The following is a 24113-nucleotide window of genomic DNA, read 5'->3' on the forward strand; positions in this document are numbered from 1 at the left end:
ATAAAAGCGAAAACAAACTTAGTGATATTCATCAACGAGTGCCCACACAGATTGATAGGTTTAAATTGTTAAAGAGCTTTTCTTCGTTGTGACTTGCATCACTTCGGAAGAGGCGGCCATTCTAGCGACTTAATTCTCAGTGTCAAACACTTTTTGAAAATTAATTTCTACTTTCTAAAAGTAGAAGCGAAATATCGCTTTAAGCTAGTTGCCGAACTAACATTCTTCGCTGAAGCCTTGTGGCGTCTGCCGTGTCAGTGAGGCGGCATTATAGAGATGCTCCTCACATTGGCAAGCATTTATTGAAGAAAAATAGAAAAATAGAGGCTAAGCGACCAAATAACGCTCAAAGGTTTATTTGTACAAAAATATACGCATTTTTATACAAAATACTCACAGCACCCTGTGGATAAGTTAGGCGTTATTATCGAAAAAGTACGTAATCCTAGCTCTTGGATTTAAGTACTCTTGTACTTGTTGCGGCAGTTTGCTTGGATGAACCGCACTAGAGATCTTTATATCTTTACTTGCTAGATCGATGATCGGAGCTTGAGTGCTAGGTACACTCGGATCATAAATCAAAACATTAGGGTAAAGGATATGATCTGCATTTACTGAGATAACAATACCGATAGAGTCATTGGATAACTGAACTACCGTCCCTGGAGGATACACTCCCATTAACTTAACCAAATGATTCAAGTTCTCGTGGCTATATAGGTGCTTACAACTCTTATATAGGTGAGACAACGCTAAATATGGAATTTTTTGATCCGCTGGAATCCTATTGTGGCACAGGGAATCAAAAGCATTCGCCACGGCGACAACTTTGGCGAACTCATCGATCTCATTTTCTTTGAGCCCTTCAGGGTATCCAGAACCATCATTCATTTCGTGATGCTGAGCAATCACTTTATGAACGCTTTCAGGCATACCTTCTATAGCACCCACAATATCTACACCGTATTTGGTATGCAGCTTTAAGTAGTTTGCTTCTGGCACAGTCAGAGCGGTTTGCTTTCGAAGAATAGCCACTGGGATTTTCACTTTGCCGATATCATGGAAAAGTGCACCCAACGCCAACTCTTTTAATTGCTCACTACTATACCCTTTAGCTTTACCGATCATTAAAGCAATGACCGAGACATTAAGTGAGTGAAAATAGAGGTCTTCAAATTCACCCTTACCCGTCATTAAATGCAGTGAAACATTATCATCACTCAAAAACTTATCGACGATATCATCAACTAAAGACTTTACTTCTTCAGCGGCATCTAAAGGACGATTTCTGATTTTGGTCATAATGGCGCGCATTCGAGCGAGAGAGCGTTCAAACTCTTTTTCACAATGACTCACTTTACGACGGTAAGAGCTCAAAGTTTCGATTCGCTCACGCTTATGTTTCCACATAGCCTCAGCTTCTAACGAAACGTCTGACATTTCATCTAGAGGTTCTAAAGCGGCTTGTTCTACAGGTAGAGGTGTCGTATCGCTCTGATTAGGATTTATATAGACGTGCTTAATGCCGAGATGACGAATGACTCGAACTTGCTCTTCATCTTTGATTTTAAAGCTATTAAATAAAAATGGGTGTTCATTCCACTTAACCGGTAATCGTATGTGTAGGCCCGGCTGAATACGGTCCACTGTAATCTTTATGCTGCCCATTTTATATATAACTTTGATTATAAAACTCTATTTATAATTCTAATCAAATGGGACAGCAATTTCATTATGCAACTCTACACACTTAGTTCATTGAATCGCAATGTATCATCCAGCGAATACCAAACTTGTCTTCTACTTTGCCGAACCTCGCTCCCCAAAAAGTATCCGCTAATGGCATCATTACTCTGCCGCCCTGCTTCAAACTCTCAAAGATCTGCTCCTGCGTGGCTGTATCGTCCGTCACTAATGAGAGCGCGAGGTTATTACCTTGTAATTCTTTAGCATGAACGCCATCGGACATCATTAGCTTCATACCAAAGGCTTCAAATTCTGAGTGCATAATCCAATCAGGTTCTGCCCCTTCGACCACTTGCGGTGCATCTTTAAAATATTGCTTAGATAGGATGACGCCACCAAAACATTTTCTATAAAACTCTAAAGCTTCGTCGCAGCGTCCATCAAAAAAAAGGTAGGGGGTCAGTTTCAGCATAGATATCTCCTTGTTGTCTATTTAAAACATAGACAACAGAAGACAAATTGAAAGGTAATCTTATGATTTATTTAGGATAAAATTCGTATTACTTAGGGGAAAACCTATTCGAATGGGAACAAAGACGTTTGATTACGCCCAGATTGCTTCGAACGATAGAGTGCCTTATCTGCAGATTCCAACCACTCCAAATGGCTAGCAATACAAGAAGAAAGCTCACATACACCCAAGCTAACAGTAAAATTAATCGGACCAGATGAGGTATCAACCACGTACTTTTCGACTCTTTTACGCAGCCGCTCAGCAAAATAAAGTGCCTGATCAGCCGTCGTACCAGGAAGCAGCACCGTAAACTCTTCTCCTCCATAACGACCACATAAGTCTGAGTTTCTTGCTGTTTTTTTCAGTAACCGTGCTGTTTGTCGGATAACCTCATCGCCAGCACCATGACCGTAGGTATCATTAACATTCTTAAAGTGGTCGATATCAAAGATCACTAATGCAGACGGCTGAGAAAGCAACTTTGCGCTTTCGTACTCTCGAGCTAAGCAAGACTCCCAATATGCTCGGTTGAATAACCCCGTTAGTCCATCTGTACGACTCATCGTTGACAAGCGCTCATTTGAATCACGCAGTTGCAGTTTGCTACTCGCCACATCCGATACATCCTGTACCATCAGACAGACGTGAGATACCCGACCATTCAACGACGTTAAAGGCGTCATCACTAGGTTTTGATACATATTGATGCGTTGATGTGACAACGGAGAGTAGTTTTTGAAATCAAAGATATGCGGTCTATCTTCCCAGTTTGAAAAGATTCGACTTTTTAGTTCACTGCAGGCGGATATTTGAGCCTTAAGCCACTCTTGAGGAAGGTTAGGGACGACATCAAATAAGTTTTGATGAAGGATTCTGTCACCGTTGATGCCGCTGTAGCTCTGCATAAAGCTATTCCACAAACACACATTATGCTCGAGATCTAGCACCACCAGCCCGACATCAATAGTATCCATGACTTGCAAAGCCCAATGTAACTCATCCATTTCGAAGGTGATCTGACTCATTACAACACCTCCATTAAACGGTATAAAGTCTCAACTGACTCACCGTCTAAAAGCAGTAGCACTTCACATTCAAAATCTAAATGCTCTGCCAGGTAAGTAAACTCCACCGTGAATGCACTTTGCTCTACATGATGGATCGACAAAAATTCATCTTGTTCATTTTTAGAAACGGTAACAGGTTGACGCAGAGAAAAGTCGACCACCAACTGGCTTGCCAAAGAGTTCAAATAAGTCGAAACCAACAAATTAGCGATGTTGAGAATCATCTCATTGTGGTTTGATTCGCTCGTCGGAAAGCCTAACGCATGCCCCAGTCCACCAATGTCTTGTCCTCGCATACATACCAAGGACTCGCCATGAATACCATTGCCCACAAACCGCTGAGTCACCGCATGTACCGAGTCTCTATGCAAGGCATCAGCTATGATCATATTCAGCTCACTCGCTTCAACAATCCCGACATTCGGCACTGGTAGATCGATAAATTTACCAATACGATCGGAAATCACTGCAGCACCGCGCCCAAGAGCAATATTAGTAACCTCTCGAAACTTACTGAGCGGATCGATATCTGGCTCTTCTTGAATCGAATGTTGAGATTGGACTGTGGTAGGGTTTTTAAAGACGTAGCTTTGAATAAGGTGAGTCACTTCGTCTTGATTAAATGGCTTAGCGATAAACGAAGAAGCGCCAAGCTCCATGCATCGCCTTTTTGCTTCTTGCTGAACATCCCCGGAGATCACCACTACATCGGTACTTATCCCGTAGTCTTGCAAATACTGGAGCACTTCATAACCGTCCATCTCTGGCATAGTTAGATCAAGAAACATCAGATCGATACTATTTTCAATGACAGTCGCAATCGCTTCACGCCCGTTTGAACACATGAAGGTAACGATGCCGAAAGCTGCTGGCGAGATACAACGCTGAAGAGACTTTCTTGCTAGAGATGAGTCGTCACAAATGACTATGTTCATGCCAATACTCGTATTTACGCGTAAGATTGAGAGCTTGTAGCAGAACAAGACTCGCGATTGGATCTATCTGTTGTTCAAAACAATGCAAATATCAGCTTCAAAAGCTATTGTTTATACAAACGCTAAACTCTCGAGCATTATTTAAAGAAATTATGACAGCATTATTATGATACAAAGCAGGAATGATACCAGTTTCACCTCTCCCCTTCTAAAGCGCACCTCTTAGTTTTCCCTCTCATTAATTATAGAACTATCAATAATTAGTAAGATCTTGCTTCCATTTATCAAACAAATGAAGAATCAATAAAAACTCATGGATGAAAAAAAAGTCTAAGCGACTCACGCCTAGACTTACTACTTTATATACCGTTTAAAAACCATATTTTTGTTTGATTGGCTCGCAGACCAATTTGTATCTCGCATCGGCAGCTTCAACACCAACAAACTCTACCATTGCTTCTGAGTACCCCATGGCAGTACCAAACTCTTCCATAATATATGGATCTTCTTTAACGCTCTTAGTTCGCTCTTTGGATAGCTCAACAATAAATTTTGCGTAATCTTGGTTTTTATCTAGCCCTGCCGCCCAACCAAAACAATGCGCTGCATCTTGTTTCGGAAACTCATTAAAGTCTTCGCCTTTTACCTCTGCCATAGCGGTACCAGCTGTTAGTGCTGCGATTAGAGAAATGCCTAAAACTCGTCTTTTCATATTGTTTGCCTCATGTCTGAATATGAAGCTATATTATTCCCCAACGTATGAATCAGGCCTGAACACATTTGTTATATTTATCTTTGCCCCCCCCTGCACTTCCATGCCTTCTATATTGACCCTATGAATCAATTTTCAATTTGTTGGAACTGTGATGAATATAGAGTATTTGCACTTAATTTAACAAAAATTTAACAAGTAAAAATGCAATTGTCATAACTAGCTTCTAAGTTAATGTTTTTTAGAGTAATTAACCAAACACCTTCAATACCTAAGTTGGCTCATTACTCCGCGCTGGAAAACGCGCATCAATAAAAACACAAAAACAAAGGAAGTTACTATGTCATTGTCTCGCAGAGACTTTATAAAAGTCGTCTCTTCAGGAGCCGTTGCTACTACACTGACTGCTTGTGGGAGTGACGATAACAACACCGCCGCTGCAGCTTCATTCGAGCATGGTATTGCCAGTGGTGACCCAACTCAAACTCAAGTGATTATTTGGACTCGAGTAACCACCGCAGCCAGCTACCTAGACGTAACATGGCAGATCTCAAGATCTGAAGATTTTTCAATCATTGAGCAAAGCGGTACTTTTGCCACGGACACGAGTCGAGATTTTACGGTTAAGGTCGATGTGCAAAACCTCAACCCGAATACTCAGTATTACTACCGCTTTATGGTGGGCGAGAACACCAGTAGCGTTGGGATGACACAGACTCTACCTGAGGGCAGCGTGGATAAAGCATCCATAGCTGTCGTGTCTTGCGCAAATTATCCCGCCGGTTATTTCAACGTCTATAAAGAGATTCTTAAGCAGAATCAAACAGAGTCGTTCGATATAGTTTTACATCTTGGTGACTACATCTACGAATATGGCGCCGATGGTTATGCCAGTGAAGATGCCGCTAAGTTGGAGCGTGAACCAAGTAAAGGCACCGAATGCATTACTATAGATGACTATCGAAAGCGCTATGCTCAATACCGCCAAGATCAAGACCTCCAAGCTTTACATGCTGCATTGCCAATGATTGCGGTTTGGGATGACCATGAACTCGCGAATGACGCATGGAAAAATGGTGCAGAAAACCACCAAGATGATGAAGGTAATTTTATCGACAGACGCGCCGCCGCCGCCGCAGCGTGGACTGAGTGGTTACCAGTTCGCGAGAATACCTTCTCGAATATGTTAATTTATCGTCAGTTCTCGTTTGGTGATTTGATCAACCTAATGATGCTCGATACTCGCTTAGTTGGGCGAGATCAGCCATTGGACTACTTTTCGCTTAGCGCACCGACGATGGAGGCGATTGGCGGACTCGTTGCACAATCACGCAGTGCTGATAGGGAGTTACTTGGCACTGAACAACTGGCTTGGTTGATGAATGCGTTTAACAGCCAAGATGCCAAGTGGAACGTTCTTGGGCAACAAGTTCTTATGTCCCGTATGGAACTTCCGAGCTCGGTTATGTTGGCAATGTTTCAGCTATTCAATGCCACAGACGAGCAGAAAATGGATGCACTTCTCGCGGTGAACAATGCGATTTCAAATTACCTTGCAGATCCAAGTTCAGATACGATTAAGCTGCCATACAATCTCGATTCTTGGGATGGGTACTATGTTGAACGAGAACGAGTGTACCAGATAGTCAAAGCGAGTGAGGGTCACTTTGTTTGCTTAGCAGGTGATACACACAATGCATGGACCAGTGAGTTAAAGGACGTGTCCAATAACCCTGTTGGTGTTGAGTTTGCGACAAGTTCGGTTAGCTCTCCAGGCTTAGAAGAATATTTAGCGCTAGAACCTGTTGCCATCGCACAAATGGAGTACACATTGCCGCATTTGGTCTCTGAGTTGCAATGGACAGACATTAAACAGCGCGGCTTTATGCGTGTAACCTTTACACCAGACAAAGCACAATCTACTTGGTACATGCTCTCTAGTGTTAAAGATAAAAACTATCAAGTGACCACAAAGATGGCATCAACAGCAGATGGTGTCACACTCACTCTTGAATAAGATTTTAACTCATTTTTCTTGAACGCTTTCCATGCGCCAAATACAACAAAGCCCCGACGTGAGTCGAGGCTTTGTTATTTAAATATGATACCAGTAGGTGACTTGACTGGGCTTGCATTCAAGCCGACACGCTAGATTTCAAATTCACAAACGCCCAAAACGACGAAAGGTCGCTATAAAAGCGACCTTTCTATATATGGTACCGGTTAGGCGGACTGATTGGACAGGCATTCCTGCCGCCACCGCGAAGGCAACGCTTTCCAAGCCCCAGATACAACAAAGCCCCAACTTTCGTTGAGGCTCTGTCTTAAAATATGGTACCGGTAGGTGACTTGACTGGGCTTGCATTCAAGCCGACACGCTAGGTTTCAAATTCACAAACGCCCGAAACGACGAAAGGTCGCTATAAAAGCGACCTTTCTATATATGGTACCGGTAGGCGGACTTGAACCGCCACGCCCGAAGGCAACGGATTTTGAATCCGTCGTGTATACCAATTTCACCATACCGGCATTATCTGGGGGCTATTGCCCTTTCGATGCTTGGCATTATACGTATGCTTATGAATGTCGCAAGTATAAAAACTTGAAATTACGTGTGTTTGCCGATAATTTCGCCACTAAGTTATAAGCTGTGCGCAATGTCTCTTTCCACTTTTGGGCTTAGCCTATATTCTGACGCCAAATTTTTAAAAGAAGTATTGTCATGACCTCTACTAATACACTACCACCAGCTGGTATGTTTCGCCGTTTAGGTGCTCTGTTCTATGATGCGCTGATTGTCCTTGCTATTGAGATGATGGCAGGTGGCGTAGTTGTTGCTCTGCTCCACGCCCTTATGGCAATGGGACTGTTTAGCCATGCAGGTTACGCAGACGTGAGCGACTTCTTGACTAACCATCCCATCTGGAGCCCAGCTTATACCTTTTATCTCGTAGCCGTTTGGTGTTACTTCTTTGTATTCTTCTGGACTCGCGCAGGACAAACTCTCGGCATGCGCGCTTGGAAGCTTCGCGTACAAAACAGTGATGGCTCTGCAATTAGCGTCACTCAAGCTCTGATTCGTTTAGCTACCTCAGGATTTGGATTGGCCAACTTGTGTGTTCCGTTTGATCCTAAGAAGCGTGGCTTCCATGATATCTGGGCTAAGACCCAAGTAGTAGTACTACCGAAAGCACAATAGCTATAAAAGAAACACTTCAGAAATAAAAAAGGGAAGGCACTCGCCTTCCCTTTTTCTCATCTATAACTTTCGCCTTAGCAGCATCAAAGCAATACCAAAGAACACGATACTTGGTGCGACCGCCCCAAATACAGGAGGTATCTGGTATACCAAGCTGACAGGCCCAAAGAACTCACTGGATATATAGAAAGTAAAGCCTGCAATCACACCCGATAAGATCCTCGCACCCATGGTGACGCTCCGCAGTGGTCCAAAGATAAACGAAAGAGCCATCAACATCATCACGGCAATCGACAGAGGTTGCGTTACCTTACGCCAGAAAGCGAGCTCATAACGAGACGCATCTTGTTCAGAAGCTTGCAAATAAGAGACGTAATCATATAAACCACTTAACGAAAGCTCTTCTGGCTTCACGGTTACAATCGCCAGTTTGTCTGGAGCAAGCGAAGTTTGCCAAGAGTAGCTCGGTAGGCTCTCTTTGGTAATTTGAACCTCATCCTCGAATGAGGTGATCTGCACGTCTGACATTGTCCAAGTGTTATTACCGTCGTAATCAACCTGCTCAGCGAAGATGGTCGACTGAAGCTCTTTGTTTTGGTCAAAGCGCCACATGTTCATGCCATAAAGTCTTTCATCATCGACCTTGGCAATAAAGATAAAGTCATTAGCGTCACGAGCCCAAACACCACTTCGCGTCGAAACAATACTACCGCCAGAGATAGAGATAGCTCTTAGATCACGAGCCATCTTCTGCGCTTGCGGTGCACCCCATTGACCAAGCAAGGTTACGATGATCATCAAAGGTACTGCTGTTTTAAGTACCGATAGACCGATATCCAACTTAGAAAAGCCTGCAGCTTGCATAACGACTAACTCAGAACTGGCAGCTAGCATACCTAAGCCGATCAACGCCCCTAATAGCGCCGCCATTGGGAAGAACATCTCGATATCACGCGGGATACTGAGAAGAACAAAGTACAAGGCCTGAAGCAAATCGTAAGTACCGCGACCGACCTTTCTTAACTGCTCAACATATTTGATGATCCCAGATAGACCAACAAAAGTCACAAGCACCAAAGCAGTGGTAGAGATAATGGTTCTGCCAATATATAAATCGAGAATCTTAAACACGGCTTAGGCCAACCTTTTCTTCTTGAATTTTTCTTTCATGCGCCTTACTGGCACGCTATCCATAAAGTTTGCAGAGACAGCCACAATCAACAACAAGGCATTAATTGGCCACATACCAATAGTGGCTGGGATGCTGCCCTCTTCTATTGACGACTTCGTTGCACTGATCGCTAAGAAGTAAGTTAGATAGATCAGAATTGCTGGCCCCATTTTGGCAAAACGACCTTGTCGCGGGTTTACCGCTGACAACGGCACAACCAACATAGTTAGAAGCGGAATACAGATAACCAAAGAGATACGCCATTGCAGCTCTGCCTTGGCATTATTGTCTGGGTGGTTAATAAGATCCAGAGTCGGAATTGCTTCCCAGTCACGTCCTTTCTTCTTAACATCTCGCTGACCAATCAGGCCTTCGTACTCGTCAAAGTGCGTCATCATGTAATCAACACGCGTCGGAACACCCTCATAGCGCGTACCATCATACATAGCGATCACTTGTCGACCATCACTTAACTCTTTTACATCACCAGAAGACGAGAACATCACGCTTGGTAGAATCGAATCGCGCGGCGTAATCTGCGCAACAAAGACATTTTCCAGCTTATTGCCTTTAATATCATCAATAAAGACAACTGAAGAACCGTCTGGGGTGCTTTCAAATTTACCTTTAGGTAATAGATCGACACTGTTTTCTGCCGCTACTTTTTCGTAGAGCTGCTCAACCTTATCTTGCGACCAAGGTGATAGCCATAGCGAGTTGAATGCCGCAACGCTCGCTGTAATCAAGGCTAGGTAGAGTGCAGCCTGAATTAAAAACTTATTACCGATACCGGTGGCGTTCATCACCACGATTTCACTTTCAGCGTAAAGTCGGCCAAATGTCAGCAAGATACCGATATAAATACTCAGCGGTAACATCAATAGCCCCATCGCAGGCATGTTCAGGCCAACAATCGATAAAATGAGACTTGCGGGAATATCACCGTCCGAAGCATCAGCCAAAACACTGATAAATTTTTGGCTAAGAAATACAAGAAAAAGGACAAAAAAGATCGCAAATTGGCTCTTGATTGTCTCGCGGATCAAATATCTAACAATAATCACGCTGAAATTACCTATACAAAACTTGTTTTTTTGATTGAATCACTATAATTTCCCGTTGAACCTTTTATTTTTTAAATTTTTAGCTAAGTGTTAGCGCTCTTCTATAAGGTTAGTTCCATTGTAGGATCCAACAAGTAAGATCGCATTATCTAACATTTAGTTCTATTTGTCTTCAGGATGTAGGAGTACGCATGGAGTTCAGTGTAAAAAGTGGCAGTCCAGAGAAACAACGCAGCGCATGTATCGTTGTCGGTGTATTCGAACCACGCCGCCTTTCTCCTGTAGCCGAACAGCTAGATAAGATCAGCGATGGCTACATCAGTTCACTACTTCGCCGTGGTGACCTAGAAGGTAAACCAGGCCAGATGCTACTACTGCATCAAGTACCAGGTGTACTTTCAGAACGAGTTCTATTAGTAGGCTGTGGTAAAGAGCGTGAACTAGGTGAGCGCCAATACAAAGAAATTATCCAAAAAACCATCAGCACGCTTAACGAAACAGGTTCTATGGAAGCAGTATGTTTCCTAACTGAACTGCACGTTAAAGGCCGCGATACTTACTGGAAAGTTCGCCAAGCGGTTGAAGCGACTAAAGATGGCCTATATACATTTGATCAGTTCAAGAGCAACAAGCCTGAGACTCGTCGCCCACTACGTAAGCTAGTATTTAACGTACCAACGCGTCGTGAACTAAGCCTAGGTGAAAAAGCGATCTCTCACGGTCTAGCTATTGCTTCAGGTGTAAAAGCGTCGAAAGACCTTGGCAACATGCCGCCAAACATCGCGAACCCAGCATACCTTGCATCTCAAGCTCGTCGCCTTGCTGACGACTTCGATACAGTGACGACTAAGATCATTGGTGAAGAAGAGATGGAAAAACTGGGCATGACTTCTTACCTAGCGGTAGGTCGTGGCTCTAAGAATGAATCTATGATGTCTATCATGGAGTACAAGGGCGCACCAGATTCTGATGCAAAACCAATTGTACTTGTAGGTAAAGGCCTAACGTTCGATTCAGGCGGTATCTCACTGAAGCCAGGCGAAGGCATGGATGAGATGAAGTACGACATGTGTGGTGCTGCATCTGTATTCGGTACGATGAAAGCGCTAGCTAAACTGAACCTACCAATCAACGTTGTTGGTATTCTTGCTGGTTGTGAAAACATGCCAGGCAGCAATGCTTATCGTCCAGGTGACATCTTAACAACGATGTCTGGTCAAACTGTTGAAGTACTAAACACTGACGCGGAAGGCCGTTTGGTTCTTTGTGATGCACTCACTTACGTTGAGCGTTTCGAACCAGACTGTGTGGTTGACGTTGCAACGCTAACAGGCGCATGTGTTATCGCTCTAGGTCACCACATCAGTGGTGTTCTATCGAACCACAACCCACTTTCTCACGAGCTAGTTAACGCTTCTGAGCAAGCAAGTGATCGTGCTTGGCGTCTACCAATGGCAGACGAGTACCACGAACAACTAAACAGCCCATTTGCTGACATGGCAAACATCGGTGGCCGTCCAGGCGGTACTATCACTGCAGGTTGTTTCTTATCTAAGTTCACTAAGAAATACAACTGGGCACACATCGACATCGCAGGTACTGCGTGGAAGTCTGGTGCAGCGAAAGGCTCTACTGGTCGTCCAGTCTCAATGCTAGTCCAATTCTTATTGAACCGCAGCGGCCATGAGACTGAAGAGTAATCTTCAAAATAATAAAAAGGGCCTACGGGCCCTTTTTTAGTAACTTATGATGGGAAAATTAGTCCCTCGCTTTTATCGAGTTTGAGTAGCGTTATGCAGACAGCCACTTTTTACATTGTGTCGCCAGACAGCCCTCAAGCAGAACCACAAGGTTTTGCCCAGTACGTGCTGTTTCTCGCTCATCACTTTGCTAAGCAAGGCGCAAAACTCTACCTAAACTGTAACGACAAAGCGCATGCCGAGAGCCTTGCAGAAATCTTCTGGCAAGTCGAACCCGAGCAGTTTATGGCTCACAACTTGGTTGGTGAAGGTCCAAAATATGCCACTAATATTGAAATAGGTTACGAGGGCGTTAAGCCCAATTGGAACCGTCAATTGGTAATAAATGTGGCCGATAATCATACAACCTTTGCGAACGCCTTTGCTCAGGTGATAGACTTCGTGCCTTGCGAAGAAAAAGCGAAGCAACTCGCGCGCGAAAGGTATAAAATTTACCGTCAAGCTGGGTATCAATTACAAACGGTTGAGATTCAGCATCCATAGTCAAACCTCATAGTTAAAGCTATCTTTGAATTAAGGTTCAAGAAGCTTCACTTATGAAGTTTGACCAAGATTAACCATTCACAGTATCCGTAAAAGAGCACTATGGAAAAGACATATAACCCAACATCAATCGAACAAGCCCTGTATCAGGCTTGGGAAGAGAAAGGCTACTTCAAGCCACACGGTGACACATCAAAAGAAGCTTACAGCATCATGATCCCGCCACCGAACGTCACTGGTAGCCTACACATGGGTCACGCGTTCCAAGACACTATCATGGATACTCTGATCCGTGCTGAACGTATGAAGGGCAAAAACACCCTTTGGCAAGTGGGTACGGACCACGCTGGTATCGCAACTCAAATGGTTGTTGAGCGCAAGATTGCTGCTGAAGAAGGCAAAACTAAGCACGATTACGGCCGTGACGCTTTCATCGACAAAATCTGGGAATGGAAAAACGAATCTGGCGGTACTATCACTAAGCAGCTACGTCGCCTAGGTGCATCAGTAGACTGGGACCGTGAGCGCTTCACAATGGATGACGGCCTATCTAACGCTGTTCAAGAAGTGTTTGTTCGTTTATACGAAGAAGACCTAATCTACCGTGGTAAGCGTCTAGTAAACTGGGATCCAAAACTGCACACAGCAATTTCTGATCTTGAAGTTGAAAACAAAGACAAAAAAGGCCACATGTGGCACTTCCGCTACCCGCTAGCAAACGGCGTAAAGACAGCTGAAGGCAAAGACTACATTGTTGTTGCAACAACTCGTCCAGAGACCATGCTTGGTGATACTGGTGTTGCTGTAAACCCAGAAGATCCACGTTACAAAGATCTTATCGGTAAAGAGATCCTACTTCCTATCGTTAACCGTCTGATCCCTATCGTAGGCGATGAGCACGCAGATATGGAAAAAGGCACAGGTTGTGTGAAGATCACGCCTGCGCATGATTTCAATGACTACGAAGTTGGTAAGCGTAACAACCTACCAATGATCAACATCCTAACTTTCAACGCTGATATCCGTGATGCGGCTGAAGTATTCACTACTAACGGTGAAGCTAGCGATGTTTACTCTACTGAGCTACCTGCTAAGTACCACGGCATGGAGCGTTTTGCTGCTCGTAAAGCGATCGTTGCTGAGTTTGAAGAGCTAGGCCTTCTAGACGAAATCAAAGATCACGACCTAACGGTTCCTTACGGCGACCGTGGTGGCGTGGTTATCGAACCAATGCTAACTGACCAATGGTACGTACGTGCTGCACCTCTTGCTGAGCCTGCTGTTAAAGCGGTTGAAGATGGTGATATCCAGTTCGTCCCTAAACAATACGAAAACATGTACTTCTCTTGGATGCGTGACATTCAAGACTGGTGTATCTCTCGTCAGCTTTGGTGGGGTCACCGTATCCCAGCATGGTACGACAACGATGGCAATGTATACGTAGGCCGTACTGAAGAAGAAGTACGTGCAAACAACAACCTTGCACCTGTAGTTGTTCTTCGCCAAGACGACGATGTACTAGATACATGGTTCTCTTCTGCACTATGGACTTTCGGTACTCAAGGCTGGCCTGAGCAAACTGAAGACCTGAAGACATTCCACCCTTCAGACGTTCTAGTGACTGGCTTCGACATCATCTTCTTCTGGGTTGCGCGTATGATCATGATGACCATGCACTTCAACAAAGATGAAAACGGTAAGTCGCAAGTACCATTCAAGACAGTTTACGTTACCGGCCTAATCCGTGACGAAAACGGCGACAAGATGTCTAAGTCTAAAGGTAACGTTCTTGACCCTATCGACATGATCGATGGTATCGACCTTGAGTCTCTAGTAGAGAAGCGTTGTGGCAACATGATGCAGCCTCAGCTAGCGAAGAAGATTGAGAAGAACACTCGTAAGACTTTCGAAAACGGTATCGAACCATACGGTACTGACGCGTTACGTTTCACACTTGCTGCTATGGCTTCAACTGGCCGTGACATCAACTGGGATATGAAGCGTCTTGAAGGTTACCGTAACTTCTGTAACAAGCTATGGAACGCAAGCCGTTACGTACTGATGAATACAGAAGAGCACGATTGTGGCATGTCACTATCTGCAGAAGACCGTGCAAACATGGAATTCTCTCTAGCAGATAAGTGGATTGAATCTCAGTTTGAACTAGCTGCGAAAGAGTTTAACGCTCACCTAGACAACTTCCGTCTAGATATGGCTGCGAACACGCTTTACGAATTCATCTGGAACCAATTCTGTGACTGGTACCTAGAGCTAACTAAGCCGGTTCTTTGGAAAGGTACAGAAGCTCAGCAACAAGCGACTCGCTACATGCTGATCACTGTTCTAGAGAAGACACTACGTCTTGCTCACCCAGTGCTTCCTTACATCACTGAATCTATCTGGCAGAGCGTTAAGCCGCTAGTAGACGGTGTTGAAGGCGACACTATCATGACTCAAGCACTTCCTCAGTTTAACGAAGAGAACTTCGACGCTGAGATCGTAGAAGACATCGAATGGGTTAAGACTTTCATCACTGCTATCCGTAACCTACGTGCGGAATACGACATTGCACCTAGCAAAGGTCTAGAAGTAATGATCAAGGTTGCTAATGAGAAAGACGCGGCGCGTATCGAAGCGAACAAGGTAGTTCTGAACTCTCTTGCTAAGCTAGATAGCCTAACGGTTCTTGCAGACGACGCAGCTCTTGATCACAAAGAACTTCCAGCATGTGCGACTAAGCTAGTGGGTCAATCTGAGTTGATGATCCCAATGGCAGGTCTTATCGATAAAGATGCAGAACTTGCTCGTCTTGATAAAGAAGTGAAGAAAACGCACGGCGAAATCAAGCGTATCGAAGGTAAGCTAGGTAACGAAGGTTTCGTTGCTAAAGCACCTGAAGCGGTTATCGCTAAAGAGCGTGAGAAGCTAGTAGGCTACCAAGAGACACTAGCTAAGCTTGAAGAGCAGAAAGCGACTATCGCTGCACTGTAATTGGTTAATTAACTTACCAATTCGAGCATATAAAAAGGGCAGATAATTCTGCCCTTTTTTGATCTTGTCGTTTATCGCTAATGAGCACTTTTTAGCGAATCTATACGCTCGGTTAACTCTGGATGGGTGCTTAACCACGCAGGTATTTCAGCCTCATTTTCAGAGCTCTCTTGTAACAACTCAAACATCTCAATCATAGGCTGATTGGTGCCGTGTATCTGCCACATTGAATCCGACGCAAACCTATCCGCTTCTCGCTCTGCTTGTTGCGACTGACCATTATTGGCGACGAAAACCCCGACCCCAGCTAAGTTATCGATCACACCTGAGCTCTCACCTGTCAACATTGCGACAGAGAGTGAAAGCAAGCTAGAACGAACAATCGCTTTCATGACGTGTTGTTGCTCAATATGCCCCAACTCATGCATCAGGATACTATCCAATTGCTGCTCGGTTTCCGTTAGCGCTACCAAGTCATCAAGCACGATGATAGTACTGTGGCTCAGGGCAAAAGCATTCGCACCGAGCTCAGAAGAGCGAAACAGCAAACGGATATCCTCATCAATACCGATCGCTCTTAAATGGCTTTCAAAACGCTGGCGGATCATAATTTGCTGAGACAGTGTTAAGTTCGATGGCTCAAACAATTGCTCATCCAAAGAGACTAACACCCTATCCTCTACCATTTTTGAGGCTGAATCAGGGAGGTAAGCAACGACTTTCTCTGTTAGCCAAGGAATGCCGTGGGTAAACGTTCCAATGGTCAGCGCCAGTATGACGATACAAGATAGCAGAATCGCCGTAACATTCTTTTCTAGCTTGCCCATCCAATCATGCTGACCATGCTGTTTTAAAAACGCCGTCAGTTCATCACTCGGTTGCGCCACAAACAGCCAGCCGTCAGGAAATGCGATCTTACTTGGCGTTGAGCCAACACCGACACTGATTTTCACATCAGAAACGTTGGCCGAACTGCGTTGATTGCAGGCATTAATCACCAACATACCGTCGAGCGATATCTCTAATGTTGCCTCACAGCGTTCAGAGCTGCGAGGCGGATGAGCGACACCGGATAGCATTAGCCAATACCAAGATCGACATCAAAGGCTTGTGCAACTTCATCAGAAACCGCTGACTTCACATTAGAGTCTTGGTCAGTAGCGACCAGTAAGTCGAAATCGCCGTAAACAGAGGTATTGTTTGCTAAATAGTTCATCGTTCTTACCATAACCCAAGGACGAGCAAGGCCTAGCGTGACGACTTGCAGTAAGAAGTTAACCACAACCAAGCTAACGTAACCCTTAACCGTCAGAGTCGAAGTAAAAGTAAACTTAGGCTCACTCTCAGCTTCGCTAGATTGAAGAACCAGTTGCGAGAATGTGTAGTTTCGAACACGCACTTTCAGGTACGCGCCTACTGCCAGACCGATAGCAATGAAGCCAAAGTAGTAGCCAATCATGATAACGGCTAGATCGCTATGTCCCATGAGATCAAGATACGATTCTGGGTTACTCATCAGATTAACGCCAGCCATCATAAAGAAGGCACCGACTAAGACCGCCGTAATAACAAGCCACGCTATCGTCGCGATCATATAGGTCTTGAAGTAAAATGCGTTTTTGTAATCTGCGCTAAATTGGCGCTCACCATAGCGGTAGCCATTCGAGAAATAATTAGCCATACCAACCAAAGACCAAGCCTGCAGGTAGACATAAGCAGGCAAGAGTATAAGGATGGCTGCTACACCCGCGGTCATATTAAGACTCATGGTGAAGAACACGGCAGCCATAGCTGCAACGAAACCAAGCATGGCAAGCATGCCACGACCTAGAATCGACCAGTATGCACCAGCAACTGAGCCATGAAACGAAAAGTGCACATTACGGAAGCTTGTCATCGCCGCGTCAAAACGTGCGTTGCTGCGAGCAAGTAAAGGTAACAGCAGAACAAAAGCCACGATTAATCCCAAAGAGAGCTCAGGAGAAAACTGTTCTGCGATCGACCACACTAATACACAAACAAGCGCAATAGCACGGCCTTTAAGAATCTGCATTGGCTGTCCATGGTATTCGAAGCTATCACCAGCTATCGATGTTTGACCGTAGAAGTAGCGCTTATTACGTACTTTGGCCCACGCTGAATAAATTCCAAGCGTAATCACTGATAGCAGGATATTGACTATCCATATGCCAAAGTACTCTTTACCTTTGCCACTAAAGTGAACTTTAGTTTCTAACCCTTTGGTTTCCATTTTTTACTCCATCTGACGTTTATCATTAAACCATGTACATCTAAGTGCACATTGGGAGAGAGCACGCTATAGAAACACGCCATGCTGATCAATCAGCTGAATTGATAAATCAAAGGAAGTTATCATAATTTTTACAAATAATTACAATTAGTTAGATAAGTATTAATGAGGTATTTATCACTAATAAACGCATGCTATTTTTAAGACTCCTTCTGCTTGTTCTTCTTTGATAGTTTCTGCCTATCAAAACAATATTAACTTCCCATTAGATTTAATGATAATTATTCTCAATAATAAACCTATCGAAAAACATCAACGATTGAGTATTTATCATGAAAAAGACACTAACCTTTGCAGCACTTCATTTTACTATCGCGTTTAGTGTCGCTTACGTTCTGACTGGCGACATTCTAATTGGTAGTTTAATTGCCATGATTGAGCCTTCAGTGAATACCGTCGCTTTCTATTTTCATGAAAAGGCGTGGGCTCAGGTTCCAGCGCTAAAAGCTCGTCAACGGATGACCAAATTAAAAACGGCCAGCTTTGCTACCATTCACTTCAGCGTCGCGTTTACCGTAGTCTACTTACTAACAGGTGATGCCTTTGTGGGCGGCGTGATGGCGATGTTAGAACCAACATTGAATACAGTCGCTTACTACTTTCATGAGAAAGTTTGGCAGCGTAAATCAGAGGTCAATGTTCCTCAGTTCTGTCACCACCAGCACGCTTAAAGTAGAGAGATATGTCTAAGGAAAAGTCGATAGTCTACTGGTGAATAAATGGCTGCCCTTGACAAAGTTGCGCATCGCAATTAATTTAATTGCGGTACGCAACTTTATTTTAAGGAACAAGTAATCATGAATGCTCGTCAACTAAGACATTATTCTCGCCAAGCTGTGCGTTTGCTGGGGATGCTTGATAAACAGTGTGGCGAGATTGCGCTCACTCCAGTACAGGCACATGCACTTGGAGAGATCCAACTGCAGCCATTAACCATCAATCAACTGGCACAACGACTGAATGTCGATAAATCTAATGCAAGTCGTACTGTATCTGGGTTAGGCAAACTTGGACTCGTGACAGGTATTGAGAATCCTCGCGACAAGCGCAGCCAAAATATAGCGCTGACTCCTCATGGTGCGTCCATCCTCTCTCAACTCGATCAACAACAAGACAGTTTCTTCGATTCTCTACTGAAGACGCTCAATGAGGACGAACAGCAACAACTCAAGCAGGGCTTAGAGGCATACCTCAAAGGCCTAACAAAAGTCTGCCAAGCGAATGAATTTGTGCTTCGTCCGATGACAAAAGCCGACAACTCACAAGTCGCTGAGGTTATTCGACAGGTGTCGGCCGAGCATGGCTTAACGGCTGACAAAGGATATGGTGTTGGAGATCCAACTCTGGATGATATGTATTCTGTCTACGCCCAAGACAATGCGATGTATTGGGTTATCGAGTACCAAGGTAAGATTGTTGGCGGTGGCGGTTTTGCGCCATTAGCAGGTAAGCCTGAAGTGTGTGAACTACAAAAGATGTATTTCTTAGAGCAGACGCGTGGCCAAGGGCTGGCAAAACGTATTGTTGCCCTGAGTCTTCAGCTAGCGAAACAACAAGGGTATAAGCAGATGTACCTAGAAACGACGGAGTGTTTGGGAGCTGCTATCAAGCTCTATGAGTCTTTAGGTTTTGAGCACTTAGACGGCGCATGGGGAGAGACCGGCCATGACGCATGCGAAGTTGTTATGGCCAAAGCGCTTTAATATATGGGGTAACCAAGTTACCCCTATCAAGATCAGCGCAGAAAGTTGCTCACACACGAAGCTGGGTTAAGAGCAACAAAAGAGCTCTCTTTCTGCCCATCAAGCTCAACCTCTAACTCATACAAATGCTTAGGGTTGGGCTTATTGATGTCAAATATCACCGGCGCTTCAACCTGAAAAACCACACCGGTGTGTTCAGCCCGCACATCAATAGGCATCACCAATGTCATCCCATTGAATTTGATCGATGCAGACACTAACCCAGATTTGAGAGTCTGGTAAATCACATCGACCTTGAACTCACAACCACCACCGTGGTGCCAGATCTGCTCTGTAACCACCTGTTCTAGTTTGATATGGCGAACAAACTGCAAGTAAGGAGCCTGCCAAATCCCAATACGTGAATCAGATTTAGCAACAGGCGTTGTTGGAGCGACTTCTTCCATGTCCTCTTCCAACAATAACCCTTCCTCTTCCTCAAGGAATAAGATCTCAAAGCGATTACGGCCAGCTTGCATATATGGGCGGATATCTTTGCGGTACTCTTCTTGGCTACCGTCACAATCGAACACGGCCACACCGTTAAGGCGAACCTCGGCAAAATAGTCGACGCCAGCCATCACTAGCTCAACGAAGGGACACGCTAACATTGCGTCATCGACTTCGATATCGTGCATTAAGTGCCACTCTTGAGCCGCAATCTCTTCTTCACTTAGCGTGTCTGGGAGTTTTGCGCTCAGCGGTGCAGGGAAAATAATGTCATCTTGGGGTATAGAGAGGTCAGTGAGTGGCGATATTTGCCAAAGACCATCAAGTTGCAGCCGCATATCATTCCTTGAGCTAGATCAATTTTGACCGCATTATAATGAATACAAGCACATAAAGACATTGGTTTTTATATGGGCAAAAAAATACCAGCAACTAGGTGCTGGTATCTTTCAATTCATTAACGAGATTACTCTTCGTCTTCATCATCTTGTGGGTAGATAGCATCTTCACCTTCGTAGTAAGTGCCCCAACCGTCGTAAATGATGTCAAATTTTTCCGCTAGATTAACCAGCTTCTCAACTTGCTCGTCAATTGCTTCTGCATTAAGCGCCGACTGCATAGTCGCGTCGCAGCAAAGCAGCTTGTTGCCGTCTTCGTCTTCTGTCTCTTCTGCTTCTAATACTTCAAAGCCCATCTTGAATGCTTCAACAACCGCTTTCTCAAGTACATCGAAATCTTCAGCAAATAGGTGATGCTCAATTTCGTAAAGTGCATCAGGATCGCTACCATCTTCGATCAATGCTGCAATGATATCGCGAGTCTCTTCCTTTTGAATCTCAATTAATTCTTCTACTGATAGATATTCATCTTCGTGAGACATGTTTCTGCTCCAGAGTGTTGACTATGAAAGGATCAAATTTGATTGCCACGAAATATGGCATGGATCGCGCAGAAAAGCCACCTAGATCATCGGGCAACAGCAAACTTTATCCCTTATTAAAGACACTCAAACAGAGCCAAAAGTAAAATCGCAATCACAGAAACAAATATTCAACATATTATTAACCAAAAGCACTTTTAGCATTTCATTTCATCGGATGATCAGGTTGCGCTTGATTTGAAATGCCTGATTAATCACTGTAAATGCATACATACAATTTGTGAGACTTGCATAAGATCTCGCTCTATTCAATTAAAGTGCATATTAGTGAATAAAAAATCACTTTACCGCTGTTTTTAATTTCTATTTCCTAGATGAATAGCAGCATAGAAACGCAGAAATCGATGTTTTGTTTCCAAGCAGGGAAAATAGTCAAAAAATAACAAATGTGAACATATAGTAGAATTTTCATCCAAATTTAACCAAATAACCTATTTTTTCTATCTTTCACTGGGCTTGCATAATGCGATCAAGCTTGTCATAAATAGACGCTGGATTAAAAGTAAGGATGCAAAATGAGTAAGCTGTACGTTGGCTCCGAAGTCGGTCAATTAAGACGAGTTCTATTAAATCGACCAGAAAGAGCACTCACCCACCTCACCCCTTCAAACTGTCACGAACTTCTTTTTGATGATGTACTAGCAGTAGAAGCTGCGGGTGAAGAACACGATGCCTTCGCATCAACACTTCGTAACCAAGGTGTCGAGGTGTTATTGCTGCACGACCTATTGGTCGAAACACTGGATGTTTCTGAAGCTCGTGAGTGGCTACTCAATACCCAAATTTCAGATTTCCGCTACGGCCCAACCTTTGCGCGCGACCTAAGAAACTACTTAGCACAAATGGATAACGAACACCTCGCCACTATCTTGCTTGGCGGTTTGGCTTATTCAGAACTGCCAATTGCTTCATCGTCGATGCTGCCAAAGATGCACCGTCCATTGGACTTTGTGATTGAGCCGTTACCAAACCACCTATTTACCCGTGACACCTCTTGCTGGGTATATGGTGGTGTGTCGCTCAACCCTATGATGAAGCCAGCGCGCCAGCGTGAAACTAACCATCTGCGTGCTATCTACCGTTGGCACCCAGTGTTCGCAGGCCAAGATTTCATCAAGTACTTTGGCGACGAAGACCTTCACTACGACAATGCCAATATTGAAGGCGGTGACGTATTAGTGATTGGTAAAGGTGCGGTTCTTATCGGTATCTCAGAGCGAACTAAGCCACAAGGTGTAGAAAACCTTGCAGCGAGCCTATTCAAATCAGGCCAAGCAAAAGAAGTTATCGCGATCGATCTGCCTAAACACCGTTCGTGCATGCACTTAGATACCGTAATGACACACATGGATATTGATACCTTCTCTGTTTACCCAGAGATCGTACGCAAAGATCTAGATACATGGCGCCTCACACCAAAAGAGAATGGCGAGATGCGTGTTGAGAAAGCGGATAACTACTTGTCAGCAATCGAAGGCGCACTGGGCCTAGATCAGCTTAAGATCATCACGACAGGTGGTGACAACTATGAAGCTGAGCGTGAGCAGTGGAACGACGCGAACAACGTTCTTACAGTAAAACCAGGCACAGTGATTGGATACGAACGCAACGTTTATACTAATGAGAAGTATGACAAAGCGGGTATCGAGGTTCTGACAATTCCTGGTAATGAATTAGGTCGTGGACGTGGTGGGGCTCGTTGTATGAGTTGCCCAATCGAGCGCGACGGCATCTAATTTCAACCTCCTCCCTTCCCTTCTTAAAAGGTCAGCCAATATGTGCTGGCCTTTTTTATCAAATTAATAAAATAAATATTCACAAATATAGCATTTTTATGTTTAACTAAAGCCTTCATTGATTCTATTTGCTCAAGGAGCGAGATATGGCTTTTAATCTTCGCAATCGTAACTTTCTAAAATTGCTCGACTTTACTCCAAAAGAGATTCAATTCTTACTGGATCTGTCAGCAGATCTAAAGAAAGCTAAGTATGCAGGTACTGAACAGAAAAAACTGCTCGGTAAAAACATCGCACTGATCTTTGAAAAAGCCTCTACTCGTACTCGATGTGCCTTTGAAGTTGCCGCGTTTGATCAAGGAGCTCAAGTATCTTACATCGGGCCGTCTGGCTCCCAGATCGGTCAAAAGGAATCAATGAAAGATACGGCTCGCGTACTGGGTCGTATGTACGACGGCATTGAATATCGTGGCTTTGGTCAGAGTATTGTTGAAGACCTGGGTGCCTACGCAGGTGTTCCCGTTTGGAATGGTCTTACTGACGAATTCCACCCAACTCAGATCTTAGCTGACTTCCTGACCATGCTAGAACATGGCCGCGGAAAACAGCTGCACCAAATGAGCTTTGCTTACCTAGGCGATGCACGTAACAACATGGGTAACTCGCTACTAGTTGGCGCAGCAAAGATGGGGATGGACATTCGCCTCGTTGCGCCGAAAGCCTTCTGGCCTGAAGAACAATTGGTTGAAGAGTGCCAAGCTATCTCACAAACAACAGGCGCAAAAATCACCTTAACGGAAGACGTAGCTGAAGGCGTAAAAGGTTGTGACTACTTATACACTGATGTATGGGTCTCTATGGGTGAGTCACCAGAAGCTTGGGATGAGCGTGTTGCGGTGATGAAACCTTACCAAGTTAATATGGATGTAATTAAGCTTACTGGAAACCCACAAGTGAAATTTATGCACTGTCTTCCAGCTTTTCATAATAACGAGACGGTAATTGGTCAGCAGGTCGCTGATAAGTACGGTATGAATGGACTGGAAGTGACCGACGAAGTCTTTGAGTCAGATTACTCTATTGTCTTTGATGAAGCTGAGAACCGCATGCACACCATCAAAGCGGTGATGGTTGCTACGCTTGGATAAGCCATTAATCTCATAACAATAAAAGGTTGATGTAATCGCTTGCGCTCACAAATTGAAAGCGTATAATTCTCGGCAATTTGTCTGAGAGTAGTGAAAATGACACCTATCAATATTATGACATCGTTGAATATTGCGCGTAAGCTGGCTGGCTTACAAGGTCGTCTATTCTGCTCAGAAACCTCTTTTTAAAGCCTCCCATTATGG

20 protein-coding genes and 1 tRNA gene are annotated in these 24113 nt (G+C 44.2%); 9 read left to right on the forward strand and 12 right to left on the reverse strand.

All coding sequences use genetic code 11. The features are described 5' to 3' along the window. Window positions 1-414: 414 nt before the first annotated feature. From VFDL14_RS02640 to VFDL14_RS02620, 5 genes are all read right to left on the reverse strand, one after another. A complete protein-coding gene (locus VFDL14_RS02640) occupies window positions 415-1668 on the reverse strand; it encodes an HD-GYP domain-containing protein (RefSeq protein WP_032553226.1) in 1254 nt (417 codons plus the stop codon). An 82-nt stretch (window positions 1669-1750) separates the two neighbouring features. Further along, window positions 1751-2158, reverse strand: a complete 408-nt coding sequence (locus tag VFDL14_RS02635; RefSeq protein WP_032553228.1) for a VOC family protein — start codon at window positions 2156-2158, stop codon at window positions 1751-1753. Window positions 2159-2262: 104 nt separating this feature from the next. Then, on the reverse strand, window positions 2263-3225 hold the full coding sequence (locus VFDL14_RS02630; protein WP_032553230.1) for a diguanylate cyclase: 963 nt from the start codon (window positions 3223-3225) through the stop codon (window positions 2263-2265). After that, on the reverse strand, window positions 3225-4202 hold the full coding sequence (locus VFDL14_RS02625; protein WP_032553232.1) for a response regulator: 978 nt from the start codon (window positions 4200-4202) through the stop codon (window positions 3225-3227). Before VFDL14_RS02625 ends, VFDL14_RS02630 begins: the two co-directional genes overlap by 1 nt. A 370-nt stretch (window positions 4203-4572) precedes the next feature. Further along, a complete protein-coding gene (locus VFDL14_RS02620; protein WP_032553233.1) occupies window positions 4573-4914 on the reverse strand; it encodes a hypothetical protein in 342 nt (113 codons plus the stop codon). A gap of 340 nt (window positions 4915-5254) precedes the next feature. Between VFDL14_RS02620 and VFDL14_RS02615 the strand changes: the two genes are divergently transcribed. Beyond that, window positions 5255-6931, forward strand: coding sequence for an alkaline phosphatase D family protein (locus VFDL14_RS02615; protein WP_032553235.1), 1677 nt, complete (start codon window positions 5255-5257; stop codon window positions 6929-6931). 427 nt (window positions 6932-7358) lie between these two features. Here VFDL14_RS02615 and VFDL14_RS02610 read toward each other — a convergent pair. Beyond that, a tRNA-Leu gene (locus tag VFDL14_RS02610) sits at window positions 7359-7443 on the reverse strand. A gap of 193 nt (window positions 7444-7636) precedes the next feature. Here VFDL14_RS02610 and VFDL14_RS02605 point away from each other — a divergent pair. Continuing rightward, window positions 7637-8113, forward strand: coding sequence for an RDD family protein (locus VFDL14_RS02605; protein WP_032553236.1), 477 nt, complete (start codon window positions 7637-7639; stop codon window positions 8111-8113). A 60-nt stretch (window positions 8114-8173) separates the two neighbouring features. Here VFDL14_RS02605 and lptG read toward each other — a convergent pair whose 3' ends face one another. Together lptG and lptF are read right to left on the reverse strand one after the other, a co-directional pair. Further along, the gene (gene lptG, locus VFDL14_RS02600; protein ID WP_032553237.1) at window positions 8174-9244 is read right to left on the reverse strand and encodes an LPS export ABC transporter permease LptG; all 1071 of its coding nucleotides are present in this window, start codon (window positions 9242-9244) and stop codon (window positions 8174-8176) included. Between the two features lie 3 nt (window positions 9245-9247). Continuing rightward, window positions 9248-10348, reverse strand: a complete 1101-nt coding sequence (gene lptF, locus VFDL14_RS02595) for an LPS export ABC transporter permease LptF (protein WP_032553238.1) — start codon at window positions 10346-10348, stop codon at window positions 9248-9250. Window positions 10349-10539: 191 nt separating this feature from the next. Here lptF and pepA point away from each other — a divergent pair, with 191 nt between their 5' ends. From pepA to VFDL14_RS02580, 3 genes are all read left to right on the forward strand, one after another. Next, window positions 10540-12048, forward strand: a complete 1509-nt coding sequence (gene pepA / locus VFDL14_RS02590) for a leucyl aminopeptidase (RefSeq protein WP_032553239.1) — start codon at window positions 10540-10542, stop codon at window positions 12046-12048. A gap of 93 nt (window positions 12049-12141) precedes the next feature. After that, on the forward strand, window positions 12142-12591 hold the full coding sequence (locus VFDL14_RS02585; protein ID WP_032553240.1) for a DNA polymerase III subunit chi: 450 nt from the start codon (window positions 12142-12144) through the stop codon (window positions 12589-12591). 102 nt (window positions 12592-12693) lie between these two features. Further along, on the forward strand, window positions 12694-15582 hold the full coding sequence (locus VFDL14_RS02580) for a valine--tRNA ligase (protein ID WP_032553241.1): 2889 nt from the start codon (window positions 12694-12696) through the stop codon (window positions 15580-15582). Window positions 15583-15659: 77 nt separating this feature from the next. Here the strand turns inward: VFDL14_RS02580 and VFDL14_RS02575 are convergent, their stop codons facing one another. Then, window positions 15660-16661 (reverse strand): M48 family metallopeptidase, encoded by a 1002-nt coding sequence (locus tag VFDL14_RS02575; RefSeq protein WP_032553242.1) that lies wholly within the window; start codon window positions 16659-16661, stop codon window positions 15660-15662. Then, a complete protein-coding gene (locus tag VFDL14_RS02570; protein ID WP_032553243.1) occupies window positions 16661-17833 on the reverse strand; it encodes a YjgN family protein in 1173 nt (390 codons plus the stop codon). Before VFDL14_RS02570 ends, VFDL14_RS02575 begins: the two co-directional genes overlap by 1 nt. 332 nt (window positions 17834-18165) lie before the next feature. On the opposite strand from VFDL14_RS02570, the gene VFDL14_RS02565 reads away from it, so the two are divergent. After that, on the forward strand, window positions 18166-18564 hold the full coding sequence (locus tag VFDL14_RS02565) for a DUF2061 domain-containing protein (protein WP_032553245.1): 399 nt from the start codon (window positions 18166-18168) through the stop codon (window positions 18562-18564). A gap of 126 nt (window positions 18565-18690) precedes the next feature. Then, window positions 18691-19596 (forward strand): bifunctional helix-turn-helix transcriptional regulator/GNAT family N-acetyltransferase, encoded by a 906-nt coding sequence (locus tag VFDL14_RS24160; RefSeq protein WP_084181924.1) that lies wholly within the window; start codon window positions 18691-18693, stop codon window positions 19594-19596. Window positions 19597-19628: 32 nt separating this feature from the next. Here the strand turns inward: VFDL14_RS24160 and VFDL14_RS02560 are convergent, their stop codons facing one another. Further along, on the reverse strand, window positions 19629-20423 hold the full coding sequence (locus VFDL14_RS02560) for a glycosyl hydrolase 2 galactose-binding domain-containing protein (RefSeq protein WP_032553247.1): 795 nt from the start codon (window positions 20421-20423) through the stop codon (window positions 19629-19631). A 128-nt stretch (window positions 20424-20551) separates the two neighbouring features. Beyond that, entirely contained in the window at window positions 20552-20965 is a 414-nt protein-coding gene (rraB, locus tag VFDL14_RS02555; protein WP_032553248.1) for a ribonuclease E inhibitor RraB, read from the reverse strand. Between the two features lie 575 nt (window positions 20966-21540). Here rraB and arcA point away from each other — a divergent pair. After that, window positions 21541-22761 carry an arginine deiminase gene (gene arcA, locus VFDL14_RS02550; protein ID WP_032553249.1) on the forward strand — a complete coding sequence of 407 codons (1221 nt, stop codon included), beginning with the start codon at window positions 21541-21543 and terminating at the stop codon, window positions 22759-22761. Window positions 22762-22907: 146 nt separating this feature from the next. Next, window positions 22908-23909, forward strand: coding sequence for an ornithine carbamoyltransferase (locus tag VFDL14_RS02545; RefSeq protein WP_032553250.1), 1002 nt, complete (start codon window positions 22908-22910; stop codon window positions 23907-23909). Window positions 23910-24113: the final 204 nt, after the last annotated feature.

Source organism: Vibrio fortis (assembly GCF_000695685.1).
In the GTDB taxonomy this organism is placed as follows: Bacteria; Pseudomonadota; Gammaproteobacteria; order Enterobacterales; family Vibrionaceae; genus Vibrio; species Vibrio fortis_A.